This window comes from Acinetobacter silvestris (genome assembly GCF_002135235.1).
Taxonomy (GTDB): domain Bacteria; phylum Pseudomonadota; class Gammaproteobacteria; order Pseudomonadales; family Moraxellaceae; genus Acinetobacter; species Acinetobacter silvestris.
Genome location: NZ_NEGB01000003.1, coordinates 1 through 12737 on the forward strand (window position 1 = coordinate 1; position 12737 = coordinate 12737).

General features: G+C 39.6%; 11 protein-coding genes and 2 pseudogenes. 9 read left to right on the plus strand and 4 right to left on the minus strand.

All coding sequences use genetic code 11. The features are described 5' to 3' along the window. Together B9T28_RS14860 and B9T28_RS06070 are read left to right on the plus strand one after the other, a co-directional pair. Nucleotides 1-799: YDG domain-containing protein (locus tag B9T28_RS14860; RefSeq protein ID WP_213032971.1), on the plus strand; the 799-nt coding region annotated here is incomplete at its 5' end. 2 nt (nt 800-801) lie between these two features. Continuing rightward, complete coding sequence (locus tag B9T28_RS06070) at nt 802-2475, plus strand: ShlB/FhaC/HecB family hemolysin secretion/activation protein (RefSeq protein ID WP_086203059.1); 1674 nt, start codon at nt 802-804, stop codon at nt 2473-2475. A 276-nt stretch (nt 2476-2751) separates the two neighbouring features. Here B9T28_RS06070 and B9T28_RS15185 read toward each other — a convergent pair. Both B9T28_RS15185 and B9T28_RS15000 read right to left on the minus strand, forming a co-directional pair. After that, nucleotides 2752-2865, minus strand: a pseudogene (locus B9T28_RS15185) (integrase); the annotation flags it as partial. Nucleotides 2866-2944: 79 nt separating this feature from the next. Then, nucleotides 2945-3508, minus strand: a pseudogene (locus tag B9T28_RS15000) (IS5 family transposase); the annotation flags it as partial. A gap of 165 nt (nt 3509-3673) precedes the next feature. Between B9T28_RS15000 and B9T28_RS06075 the strand changes: the two are divergent. The 7 genes from B9T28_RS06075 (at nt 3674) to epmA (ending at nt 11173) form a co-directional block, all read left to right on the plus strand. Further along, a complete protein-coding gene (locus tag B9T28_RS06075) occupies nt 3674-4354 on the plus strand; it encodes a paraquat-inducible protein A (protein ID WP_086203060.1) in 681 nt (226 codons plus the stop codon). Continuing rightward, complete coding sequence (locus B9T28_RS06080; RefSeq protein WP_086203061.1) at nt 4351-5145, plus strand: paraquat-inducible protein A; 795 nt, start codon at nt 4351-4353, stop codon at nt 5143-5145. The genes B9T28_RS06075 and B9T28_RS06080 overlap by 4 nt, the downstream gene beginning before the upstream one ends. Before the next feature lie 7 nt (nt 5146-5152). Further along, nucleotides 5153-6820, plus strand: coding sequence for a PqiB family protein (locus tag B9T28_RS06085; RefSeq protein ID WP_434057123.1), 1668 nt, complete (start codon nt 5153-5155; stop codon nt 6818-6820). Further along, nucleotides 6810-7535, plus strand: a complete 726-nt coding sequence (locus tag B9T28_RS06090) for a PqiC family protein (protein WP_086203063.1) — start codon at nt 6810-6812, stop codon at nt 7533-7535. Before B9T28_RS06085 ends, B9T28_RS06090 begins: the two co-directional genes overlap by 11 nt. Before the next feature lie 276 nt (nt 7536-7811). Continuing rightward, a complete protein-coding gene (locus B9T28_RS06095) occupies nt 7812-8963 on the plus strand; it encodes a catalase family protein (RefSeq protein ID WP_086203064.1) in 1152 nt (383 codons plus the stop codon). 159 nt (nt 8964-9122) lie between these two features. Continuing rightward, the gene (locus B9T28_RS06100; protein WP_086203065.1) at nt 9123-10190 is read left to right on the plus strand and encodes a 4-phosphoerythronate dehydrogenase; all 1068 of its coding nucleotides are present in this window, start codon (nt 9123-9125) and stop codon (nt 10188-10190) included. Continuing rightward, nucleotides 10187-11173: an EF-P lysine aminoacylase EpmA gene (gene epmA / locus B9T28_RS06105; protein ID WP_086203066.1), complete on the plus strand. Its 987-nt coding sequence runs from the start codon at nt 10187-10189 to the stop codon at nt 11171-11173. Before B9T28_RS06100 ends, epmA begins: the two co-directional genes overlap by 4 nt. A 107-nt stretch (nt 11174-11280) precedes the next feature. Here the strand turns inward: epmA and B9T28_RS15100 are convergent, their stop codons facing one another. Both B9T28_RS15100 and B9T28_RS06110 read right to left on the minus strand, forming a co-directional pair. After that, the gene (locus tag B9T28_RS15100; protein ID WP_286086811.1) at nt 11281-11415 is read right to left on the minus strand and encodes a hypothetical protein; all 135 of its coding nucleotides are present in this window, start codon (nt 11413-11415) and stop codon (nt 11281-11283) included. Next, nucleotides 11408-12634 carry an MFS transporter gene (locus B9T28_RS06110; protein WP_086203067.1) on the minus strand — a complete coding sequence of 409 codons (1227 nt, stop codon included), beginning with the start codon at nt 12632-12634 and terminating at the stop codon, nt 11408-11410. The genes B9T28_RS15100 and B9T28_RS06110 overlap by 8 nt, the downstream gene beginning before the upstream one ends. Nucleotides 12635-12737: the final 103 nt, after the last annotated feature.

The following is a 12737-nucleotide window of genomic DNA, read 5'->3' on the forward strand; positions in this document are numbered from 1 at the left end:
GAATGCATCAAGTAGCTTAATGGGTACCAATGCAGGCAACTATGAATTGATCACGAATGGATCAGTGACTGCCAACATCAGTAAGAAACAGATTACAGGTGCAATTACAGCGCAAGACAAAGTCTACGATGGCACGACCAATGCGACTGTGAATGGCAGCTTGAATGGTGTGATTACCGGTGATCAGGTCAATCTGAATGCTCAAGGTCAATTTACCAATAAGAACGCGGGTCAAGGCAAAGATGTAACTGTATCAGGTAGCTTAACGGGTACCGATGCAGGCAACTACCAAGTCAGCACCAACACAACCGCCAAAGCCAATATTACCAAAGCCAAAGCACAGGTCATCGGTAACAGCTTAACCACGAGCTTTAATGGTCAACAACAGCATGTTGATGGTTTTACTGTTAAAGGTTTGGTGAATGGTGAAACGACTTCTGTCTTAACAGGCGTGACGGCAACAGGTGCCAGTGCTACAGCAGAAGGGACGTATAGCAATACTGTCAGTGGTGAAGATCAAAACTATGAATTGATGTTCACTGCAGGAATGCTCAAAATCCAAACACCGCTGATAATGCCACCTGTGACGCCTGAACCACCAACAGTACCGAGTATTCCTGAGCAACCCAACCAACCGAATGATTCAATTTGGGGAGGTTTGTTGGATGATAACTACCAACGTGCGATTCATTTTGCACCGAAACAAGACAAGCCAAAACGTTCAGATGACATCAATATTGAAGTCATAGGGGATGGTATCAATATGGATGGCATTCACACATTCGCAGGGAACTTCTAATCATGTTATATCCAAAACAAACACTACTAATCAGTATATTGGCTATTATTAGCGTCCCTGTTTTTGCAGCAACACTGCCCAATGCTGGGCAACTGTTGCAGCAACAAAGCATCCAACCGTACCAACCGCAGGCTGAAATCACGATTGAACAGCCTGAGCAAATGCAGACGATTCAAGCGGATAACCAGCAACAAGTTCGCATTGAAGAAATCCGTATTGCGGGCAACCAAAGTATTGCAACCGCTGACTTGCAGGCATTGGTGCATGATGCCGAAGGCAATATGCAAACTTTGGCTGATTTGCAACAATTGACCAAACGGATCACAGCCTATTATCAGTACAAAGGTTATCCTTATAGTCGTGCCTATTTACCTGCGCAAAATCTCAACGCGGGTGTACTGACGATTGCGATCATTGAAGCAAAATATGATCGTATTCATGTGAATAATCAGGCAGATCTATCGCCCGAGTTGGTGCAAGCTATACTTGCACCCTTACAATCTGGACAGGTGATTGATTCGGCAACGTTGCAACAACAATTAAAGCTGCTCAATCGTTTAGATGGCGTACAAACGCGTAATGTAATCAGTGCAGGCCGTTATGTAGGTACCAGTGATTTGACCATCGATATTCAGCCAACAGCGAAACTCACAGGTTACGTGGGAGCGGATAACTATGGTAATGAATATACCAAAGAAGCGCGTTTCACTGCGGGTGTTGTGCTCAATAATGCATTAGGCTTGGGCGATCGTCTAAGTTTAGATGGTTTAACTTCGGGTAATCTCAATTTTGGTCGCTTAGGATATGAAGCGACCATCAATGGTTCAGGTACCCGTTTAGGGGCAAGCTACTCGGATTTAAGCTACAAATTAGGTAAAGAATACCGTGTCTTAGATGCGGTGGGTATCGCACAACAGGCCAGTGTTTGGATCAATCAACCTGTTTTATTAAATAATCGTAGTGAAGTGATCTTGGGCGTACAATACGACCATAAACGCCTAGAAGATGATATTACGGTTGCTGATATTTATCGTCATCGTGATATTCATGTTGGGCGTATTCGCTTAGACACATCACAGTTTGATGATTTTGCAGGCGGTGGTTTAACCCAGATCGGAGTTGCCGCCGAGATTGGTCAAGTTGTTTATAAAAATGCCACGGCTGCACTCGATGATCAAATGACCGCAAAAACTCAAGGTGATTTTGTCAGTGCATCGCTCAATGTCTCACGCTTACAAAATCTTAACGGCTCCAAAACCCAATTATATACATCGTTACAAGCACAATTTAGTCCAGATAACTTAGACAGTGCTCAACAGTTTAGTGTGGGTGGAGCATCGGGTCTGGCAGGGTATAAAAATAGTACGTTAAGTGGTTCGAGTGGTTACTATGCATCCGTTGAACTCAGACAAAATCTTTATGCTTCTGCCCATAATCAGTTTACTAGCAAAGTATATGTGGATACAGCAACCGTGCAACATCAAGCGAGAGAATGGCAAGGTTTAACGGGGGACAATAAGGAAAGTCTGCATAGTGCTGGTTTAGGGTTGAATTGGTTGAACTCCAGCCAAACACAAGCGTCATTAAGTATTGGCTTCCCAATAGGCGCTAAACTAAAAATGAGTGATAAACAAAATGATGCAAAGGTTTGGTTTAGCGTGAGTAAGTATTTTTAGTCAATGATGTTTAGTTCGGATTTGATAGGGCTTTGTTACGCAAACTTTTTACTAAAGGCGTATTCACCTCTATAATTTTCCAATGAATAAGCCTACAGCTAAAAACTATTGTACGACTAACTGTCTTCTTACAACCAAACCTTGATGAATTGAGGGAATATAACCATTTGGTTTGACCCTCATATATAGTGGTATGCTAAATCACAAGCCAAATTGGAATGAAATCAAATTTATTCTGCTTCTGCTATTTATTACAATAATTAGCTCATTCAGCCATTATTCTTTACCTTTTTTAAGATGTGCTTTACGTAAGTATTCTACTTCAACATTATCAGGGTGCTTATGGGCGAGTATATGCTCACAAATTTCACGTGAGTAATTGGCTTTGTTACACAAAGATATGAACGTTGAATCATTCCTAAGCTATTCGAATTTAAGTTGCAACTCGGGCATGAATTTCATTGACCTAACTTTGAAAGTTCCTTGCAATCAGTTTCCCAATAATTTAATACAATGCAGCTTGGTTTCTACCAAACTTCGACGATGGTACCCAGACCACTTTTTCCAAATTGTTCTTCTTAGACATTTGACTGTTTTCAATAATTCAATTTCGCTAGATAGAGCTTATTTGGGTGTACTTTAAAGGTCTTTCATTTTTTTAGTGGAATGACTACATACGCATATCGGCCTGCAATCATTTGACGATATTATTTTTTTATCATAAGCACTATCCATATAGACAGAGTCAATTTGTTCATTTTCAGGGGTTTGATTGAGTAAGTCACCAAGTATTTGTGAATCACTAACATTATTTGTTGTTAGCTGAACAAGCTAGTATTTGCAGTGTTTTAGCATCTATGCTGATATGCAGCTTCGCCATTGGCGATGTCTTCAGACTGATGTTTCTCGCGCTTCCATTCAGCATCACCTAAAAACTTCAGACCTTTATTATCGACGAGTAGATCTAGTTTACTACTACTTTTTTGATAGCTAATCGCAATATCATATATTTTTACCTGTTACAGATAGTTGATTAATCAGTCTGAGCAATATATTGCTCATGTAAGAAGACCAATTATTGTTTATATAAGATGAACAATATATGCTTAAAAAGTACGATAAATCATCTTTATGATGGTAAATAAAAAGAGCATTACATTTTCAAATTAAAAAATAGATAAAAAGGTAGTTAAGCTATATGAGCCAATCACCTTCAACGAACTCAGTGACATCATCTCCAAGCCGATTTGAATCGAGTCGTGTCCATGATTTATCGTTGACGGAGCTGGCAGGATGTGAGGAGTGCGATACAGTTTATCGTAAGGTTCAGCTTGATTTAGGTGAGCGAGCCTATTGTGTATGTTGTGGTGCCGAGCTTTATCGGCAGAGTAAACCATTTACGGTATTATTGGCTTTAGTGATCACTGCGCTAATTATATTTATTATTGCGAATAGTTTTCCGATAGTTAAGATTGAATTGCAAGGGAATGACTCACAGACCACATTATTAGGTGCTGCATGGGCAATGTTCCAGGCTGATAGAGCTTTGGTCGGTATATTGATTTTAATCACTACTTTTATTGTTCCTTTATTAGACATGTTATTGCTCATATATGTACTGTCATCCATCAGTATCTTTAAAACTAAACCGAAATATTTAGTCATTGCCCTGCGGACTATTTTCTTATTTAGAACTTGGGGGATGATTGAGGTATTTTTAATTGGTGTTCTAGTCACCTTGGTTAAGCTGAGAGGAATGGTAATCGTGATTCCTGAGGTTGCGTTGTGGGCTTTTGCAGTATTAAGTGTGCTATTGGTTTATATTGCTTCGGTTAAGGTCAAAGACCTCTGGGATGAAATTGATCGGTGTCTGCCATGAAAGCAGCTCAAGTTACTCGCATGAAGCAAGAGTCTACGGCTATGCAGCAGCAATATCCTAGAGCGATGGATTTGTCTTTAGTGCTATGTCATTGTTGTGGAATGTTAAATCCATCAGTAGATCCAGTAATACATGATAAAAAATCTTCGCATTGTTCGAGGTGCTATACGACATTGCACCAACGCAAGCCGAAAAGTTTAGATCGAACAGTTGCATTAATGATTGCCGCCTGTATTTTATATATTCCGGCGAACGTTCTTCCAATGACGATAACGGGTTCTTTTTTAGGTCATCAACAAGATACCATCATGAGTGGCGTCATCTATTTTTGGCAAACGGGTGATTATCTAGTTTCCGTTGTTATTTTTATGGCCAGTATTGTTATACCCATGCTGAAATTGCTGCTTCTAGGTTTTTTACTGATAGCGGTACAGATGCAATCATCAAAGTACTGGCATTTTTTACCTGAGCATTGTTCAATATTGTACCGTATTGTTGAATTTGTTGGGCGGTGGTCAATGATTGATGTATTTGTCGTTGCCTTGTTAACAGCATTGATTCAGATACAATCCTTAGCAACCATTTTAGCTGGCCCTGGTTCTGTCGCTTTTGGTGCTGTGGTGGTTTTAACCATGTTTGCCTCACTTAGTTTTGATCCACGTATTATTTGGGATAACTACTATCGGGCTCAGACGAGATTTGATGACGAATCCCAGTCTTTACAAAGTACCAGCATTATTCAGACGGGGCATTCACATTTGAATAATAATTCCTCTCATTCCAGCCAATAAAAGAATAATAAGTATGTCTGACAATAAAATAAACGATGAGAACTTAGATCAGCATGAGACAGATGTTGCTCAAGAGAATAATCAAAACCTACCTGAACCGCAAAAAAAGATAGGACGATGGAGACCATCATTAATCTGGTTGATTCCATTTATTGCATTTTTGATTGCCTTATCACTGGCAGTGAAAAGCCTGCTGAATACTGGCCCTACGATTAATGTTTCATTTAAGACGGCTGATGGCCTTGTTGCAGGTAAAACCACAGTTCGTTTTAAACAAGTGGATATTGGCTTGGTCCGTCAGATCGGTTTTTCTGAGGATCATACACATGTCATTGTTAAAGTGGAGTTACGTAAAGATGCCAGCAATTTTGCTGCGACAGACTCCCGTTTTTGGGTGGTTCGCCCACGCATAGGTACCAGTGGTGTTTCGGGGATTGATACATTGTTATCTGGTGCCTATATAGAGGTCGATGGTGGCAAGGCACAAGAACAAGAAGATAAGTTTATTGGTCTAGAAGTCCCGCCAGTTATACCTTCTGATGTTCCTGGGAAGGAGTTTTTTTTAACAGCAGGAGATATAGGTTCTTTAGATATTGGTTCTCCAATCTATTATCGGCGGATTAATGTTGGGCAAATTACGGCTTATAAACTGGCTAATGATGGTAAAAGTGTTGAACTTCAGACCTTTATAAAATCTCCTTATGATAAGTTTGTGACAACCGATGCGCGATTTTGGCAGGCCAGTGGTGTGGATGTGAGTTTAAGTGCTTCGGGTTTTAATCTAAACACACAATCGCTTGCCAGTATTATTGCGGGCGGTATTGCATTTGGGTATCCAGAAAATTCGAATGCTGCTATAGCTACGAACCAGAGTCACTTTAACTTATGGGACACAAAGACAGATGCATTAAAAATTCCCGATGGAAAACCACGGCAAATTGTGATGTATTTTGATCAGTCTTTACGTGGTCTAGTGGCTGGTGCACCTATTGATTTTATGGGGATTGAGATAGGAAAAGTCCAATCAATTAATGTCGAGTTTAATGCAAACTATACTCAACTACTCATGCGTGTTGAAGGTGTTGTTTATCCATCTCGTTTAGCACATGGTAAGGAATTGGATCCTGATGGAGGGATTTTTAAACACTTTATTCAGCGAGGATGGCGTGCTCAGATGCGAACAGGAAATCTGTTGACTGGTCAGAACTATATTGCCTTTGATCGGTTTCCTAAAGCAAAAACTGCCACATTAAAAATGCTACCAGATGGATTGGTTGAGGTTCCAACGATACCAACAGAGTTGAGTGGGCTACAGGCACAGGTTGCACAAATTGCAGATAAATTAACGAAATTCCCGTTGGTAGAAATTGGACAGGATGTACGAAAAACATTAAAAAATATGAATACAACGATAGAATCGACTGACAAGCTGATGAAGCAGTTGGATGGCAAGGTAGCGCCGAATATGCAAGCTACACTGGATGATGTTCGTAAAACGATGCGATCCACTGAGTCTATTTTCTCGAGTGATGCACCGATGCAACAGGATGTGCGTCGCGCCTTGCAACAGATGACACGTGCTGCTGCATCTTTACAAATGATGTCGGATTATATTGAACAACATCCAGAATCATTGATTCGTGGGAAAAAGTTAGAGGCCGAAAATGTTAAATAAAAAAAGCAATACATATTTTTTGCGGTTTTTTCCACGGCAGACGATGGGTGGTTGTCTTTTACTTTCCATATTCATTGGTTTAACAGCATGTTCTAGTTCAACACCATCGAATTACTATACATTGGCAACCACGATTTCGCCTTTGGCTAGTACAAATGTACGTGTGATTGAAGTCTTACCCGTCGGCTTGCCAGACCGTTTAAATCGTGCGTCATTGGTCTTGCAGGAAATTAGTGGTAAATCGAATGTGCTTGATAATGAACGCTGGACATCAATGTTAGCCTTTGAATTACGTGATGGTTTATCTGCGGGCTTACAGCAAAAATTAGGAGCGGTAGACCGTTATAATAGTGGAATGACTGGGGGAAAAGTTTCTTATAGAGTTGCTGTTGACTTTTCCCGTTTCGATATTGTGGAACAGCCCAGTACGAATGCTGTAATGGGTGCTATCGCTCGTGATATTGAGGTTGCAGTGGCTTGGACGATTAAACTCGATGATCCCAATCAACCCTTAACTCAAACTAATACACAAAATCATCAGTTAAGTTGTCGAATGGCTTTTACCAATGTCGTCGGTACGGATGGTAATAAAATTCAAAATATTGTCAGTGCATCCCGTCAGTCACTTAATCAGGTTATTGATGCTGTTGCTGCATCAGTGCTTGCAACAGAAGCTAAAACAACAGTCAAAATACAAGGTGTAGTGTGTGCTTAACAGGGATCCACTTTTAGATAAAATAGAGCAATAATGATTTTTGATGTATATAGCAGAGATATAAAAATAGTTACTGAAGCTATATGTAAAACAATTATGCTATTTTGATTAAATGGATGATTTTTAGTTTTTAAAATATTGATTTCACAAAGTCTCATAACCGTTTACTGTATTGAATAAGAAACACATAATTTTTATAACTCAAGCAGTTTAACAATATCACCATAAAAAATTGAACGCGATTCTGATGACATCTTTGTAGTAAGGAGAAAATCAATGCCAAATTTTATGCAGCCAATACCCCTTAGCTTATTCACGCTTGCACCACTGGTAATAGTAATGAGCGGTTGCAGTACGACACAACCTAAAAATAGCATTGCTACGTTGACTTCTTCTCATCAGATGATTTACCCCAGTATTGATTCAGGTTTAAGCGAAAGTTTGTATCCTCATGAACAGGAAATTGCCGAAGAGATTTCGGATGTGATTGAACAATCCATTCGTCAACAATATGCTTCAGGCAATGCGCGCCGTGATGCACATCCGAAAGCGCATGGTTGTGTACGAGCAGAGTTTCATGTGCTGGAATCACTGCCAAAGCAACTTGTTCAGGGTGTTTTTATTCCAGGTCAAACCTATCAGGCATGGATTCGTTTTTCGAATGGTTCTCCCGATGCAACAAATGCAGATATCAAAAGAGATGCACGAGGCATGGCAATCAAAATTCTAGGTGTGTCAGGGAAAAAACTCTTGGAGGATGAGGCGAATGCGACGACGCAAGACTTCATTATGATTAATCATCCAGTTTTTTTTGCTAATGATCCTAGTCGTTATTTGTCGTTGATGCAGGATTTAAATAGCGAGAGTTTTTTGAAAAAGCTACATTTACCTTTTGCACTGGGTGCTAAGGGCAGCTCAATTGCTTTAAGTTTTAGGACAAGAATTTCAAATCCGCTACAAGCTCGTTATTGGTCGATGGTTCCTTATCAGTTAGGTATCGGCCCTGATCGTCAGGCAGTCAAATATTCTGTTCGATCTTGCTCAGCAACAACAACGTCTATACCCAAAAATCCCAGTCATGATTTTCTGCGAGATGCACTCCGAGAAAGCCTGCAAAAGGGTGATGCCTGTATGGAGTTTCTGGTTCAACCTAGAACATCAAGCAAAATGGCTGTTGAGGATTCCATGACAGAATGGAAAGAAACTCAAGCTCCTTTTTATCCGGTGGCTATGATTCGTATTCCGCAACAGGTTTTTGATACGCCGGATCAGAATAAATTTTGTGAAAATCTTTCTTTCACACCATGGCATGCCTTACCAGAACATCGACCACTTGGAGCCGTGAATCGGCTGCGCAAGGTGATTTATGATCGAATCAGTCGAGTCCGACATGAGATGAATTCAGCCAAAAGACAAGAGCCACAATAAAAAATATGTGGTTTGGTCATTCTAATTCGATTAATTCCTTAAAAATAATAACGATTTATTTAAATGTAGATCACTAGTTTTTAGTCATATAAGCTCAATTGCATAGTCTTCAATGTTGCAAAACGTTATGATATTCAAATCAAACTATTGGAATGCGTTATGAAAATCGTTGCAGATGAAAATCTTGCATTTACCGAGTATTTTTTTTCAGAATTCGGAGAAATTCAGCAAGCAGCAGGGCGTACTTTAACGCATTCGGATGTGCAAGAAGCAGATGCATTATTGGTACGCTCGGTCACCCATGTCAATGAATCACTTATTCAAAACACACCGATTAAATTTGTTGGTAGCGCAACGATTGGTACCGATCATTTAGATATTCCAGCATTAGAAAAACATCATATTCAATGGTCAAATGCCGCAGGTTGTAATGCGCAGGCGGTTGCTGAATACGTGATTACAGCACTATTACATTTAAATCCAGATCTTTGTGATCAAAATAAAAAAATGACCTTGGGTATTATTGGTTTGGGCAATGTCGGTTCTCGTTTGGCATATATGGCTCAATTATTGGGTTGGACCGTGATAGGGTACGATCCTTTTGTGCAGCAGCATAATATTCCACAAGTTGAATTTGATCACTTATTAAAGATAGCAGATGCGATTTCTATTCATGTGCCATTAACGAAAACAGGTTCACATCCTACTTTTCATTTAATTAATGCACAGGCTTTGACCATGATGCAACCTGATGCAATATTAATAAATTCGGCTCGTGGTGCTGTGGTTGAAGAGGAGGCTCTTATTGCGGATCTTCAATATACACAGCGCAAGGTGGTCTTGGATGTTTTTGAACATGAACCTGAAATTTCTGAACAATTACTGAATTTAATTTGTCTGGTGACACCACATATTGCGGGTTATAGTTTGGAAGGCAAGGCACGTGGTACGCAAATGATTTATGAGGCTTTTTGTCAAGCTTTTGGATTTACGGCAGATAAAAAATTTGAAAGCCAATTACCTGTATGTGAACCCTATTTTCAAGATCAGAACTTAATACACAACTTACAGCAACACCTTATGCATATCTATGATATTTCACGTGATGATGCCAATCTGCGTGCATGTTTAAAGGATGGCAAAATCGATCAAGTAGCTTTTGATCACTTACGTAAAAATTATCCGCTACGTCGTGAATGGGCCGCACATGGAGGTCCTCAAGCATGAGTACGGAAAAAAGCATAAATTATCAACCGACCTGTGATGTCAGTGCTTTAAAAGCGCGTGCGAAAATGTATAGCCAATTACGGCAGTTTTTTGCAGAGCGTGAGGTATTGGAAGTTGAAACCCCCATCCTTTCTCAAGCAGGGGTAACCGATGTACATTTGGCTTCAATTCAAGCGTTGCGACATGTAGCAGGTAGAAAGCAAACGCATTATCTGCAAACCTCACCTGAATTTGCAATGAAGCGTTTGCTCGCGAGTGGTAGCGGTCCAATTTACCAAATATGTAAAGTTTTCCGTGATGATGAGCATGGGCGTAAACATAATAGTGAATTTACCATGTTGGAATGGTATAGACCGAGTTTAAGCCTCAAAGATTTAATGCATGAAGTCACTGATTTATTAAATGTGGTTTTAGCTGAGCGTTTTGGTCAAGTTCGACCAACAATTATGAGTTATAAGCATGCATTTCAAGATCGCTTAGACATCAACCCATTAACGGCAACTTTAGCCGAGCTCAAAGCCATAGCACAGAAAGTGGGCTTAAATATTGATTTGGGAGAGGATCGTTTAGCGTATATCGATTTACTCTTTTCACATATGGTTGAACCAAGTTTAGGTTTTGATACGCCTGTATTTTTAACCGATTTCCCTGCTGAGATGGCATCTTTAGCTAAAGTTCGAATCGATGCAGATGGAGACAAAGTTGCCGCACGTTTTGAACTGTATATTGAAGGTTTGGAGCTTGCCAATGCGTATGATGAATTGATTGATGCAGAAGTTTTGCGTGGTCGATTTGAAGTTGATAATGCTGAACGCAAAAAACTGGATTTGCATGTGATGCCTATCGATGAATATTTACTTTCTGCTTTACCCGATATGCAGGAATGCTCGGGCATTGCTTTAGGAATAGATCGCTTATTGATGGTGGTCATGCAAAAAATGAGGCTGGAGCAAGTCATTACTTTCCCAGCCGAAATATCTTAGTTGTTGTATTGTACTTAGATTTTATATTTTCAGCTGTGTATAGATGAATAGTATTCTAATACGGGTAAATTTTAGAATATTTGTGCGCATGAATGTGATTTTCTACTTTAATGCGCACAAAAAGCCTGATTGAAATATTCAAATAATTCAGGGGTATTCAGCCATAACAGTATTGCTAATCCAAAGAGTAAAATCATACTAATACAAATACTGGTTTTTAACCAGAGTAGAGAATTAGTCATCTACGATAGACTCCTCATTCACAAAATAATGGACTAAAACACCAACAAAGCTCAACACAATAGAGCATGCCCAAATAATGTTGTAGTTTCCTGTCATGTCATGATTTAGACCACCTAACCAACCACCAAAAAATGATCCAATTTGATGGGTGAAAAATACGATACCACTCAGCATTGTTAAATATTTTACACCAAACATATTCGCAACAATACCATTGGTGAGCGGAACGGTAGATAACCACAAAACTCCCATGATCGTTCCAAAGGCATAGACTGTCCAAGTGCTTAAAGGTAGGGCTAAAAAAGCAATAATGGTAATACCGCGTAAACCATAAAGTCCCATGAGCAAATGTGGTTTAGAATATTTATCACCTAAGTAGCCAGCAGCAAAAGTTCCAACAATATTGAATAAACCAACCAGTGCCAAAAAAATAGTGCCAGTGGTTGCATCAAAACCATGATCGATGAGATAGCCTGGTAGATGTATACCTAGAAAGACCACTTGAAAACCACAGACTAAAAAACCTAAAGCGAGCCATAAAAATGGTCTATGGTTAAAGGCGATTTTTAGAATTTGTTTAAAACTAATGGCTGGTTTTATTGTTGAAACGATTGTATTTGCAGTGCCAGATTTAGGGGTTTTCAGCATCCATGCCAATGGCACAATAAAAGCCACTAGCATAGCGCTAATCACCAGAGCAGAAGACCAGCCAACACTTTTTAGCATTAATAAGGTGGTGGGTAACATGATGAATTGACCAAATGAACCCGCAGCACTGGCGATACCCATGGCCATACTACGTTTACTTGGATGTGCTGCACGACCTACAGCAGACAGTAATACAGAAAAAGATGTTGCAGAGAGAGCAAAACCAATAATTAAGCCGACACTTAAATCAAGTAACCACACGCTAGAACTCACGGACATGAGTAATAAACCAAGGGTGTACAGGACTCCGCCGACAGTCACCACGATTTTACTACCATATTTATCTGCGAGTGCACCCGTAAAAGGTTGTACCGCTCCCCATAATAGATTTTGCATGGCAATGGCTAAGCTGAAAACTTGATGACTCCATCCAAATTCATGACTAATCGGGACTAAATACAGTCCAAAACCATGACGAATACCTAAAGAGAGTGCCAAAATGAAAGCACTACCAATCAACATATAAATAAGGTTTTTAGAAAAACGAGTATCTTCCTGATGCGCAGACATAAACAATCCATTGAGTTGTATTGATTAAATTGTAGATGATTCATGTAATTGTGGCGATAAAATATAAATTTATCGATTGATAAAATAAAGTTATATTTATATC

Excerpts from the sequence above, each read along its gene's own strand:
- epmA (WP_086203066.1), top strand. The coding sequence starts at position 10,187 with ATGAGTACGGAAAAAAGCATAAATTATCAACCGACCTGTGATGTCAGT.
- B9T28_RS06080 (WP_086203061.1), top strand. The coding sequence starts at position 4,351 with ATGAAAGCAGCTCAAGTTACTCGCATGAAGCAAGAGTCTACGGCTATG.
- B9T28_RS06100 (WP_086203065.1), top strand. The coding sequence starts at position 9,123 with ATGAAAATCGTTGCAGATGAAAATCTTGCATTTACCGAGTATTTTTTT.
- B9T28_RS15100 (WP_286086811.1), bottom strand. The coding sequence starts at position 11,415 with ATGACTAATTCTCTACTCTGGTTAAAAACCAGTATTTGTATTAGTATG.
- B9T28_RS06075 (WP_086203060.1), top strand. The coding sequence starts at position 3,674 with ATGAGCCAATCACCTTCAACGAACTCAGTGACATCATCTCCAAGCCGA.
- B9T28_RS06070 (WP_086203059.1), top strand. The coding sequence starts at position 802 with ATGTTATATCCAAAACAAACACTACTAATCAGTATATTGGCTATTATT.
- B9T28_RS06110 (WP_086203067.1), bottom strand. The coding sequence starts at position 12,634 with ATGTCTGCGCATCAGGAAGATACTCGTTTTTCTAAAAACCTTATTTAT.
- B9T28_RS06095 (WP_086203064.1), top strand. The coding sequence starts at position 7,812 with ATGCCAAATTTTATGCAGCCAATACCCCTTAGCTTATTCACGCTTGCA.
- B9T28_RS06090 (WP_086203063.1), top strand. The coding sequence starts at position 6,810 with ATGTTAAATAAAAAAAGCAATACATATTTTTTGCGGTTTTTTCCACGG.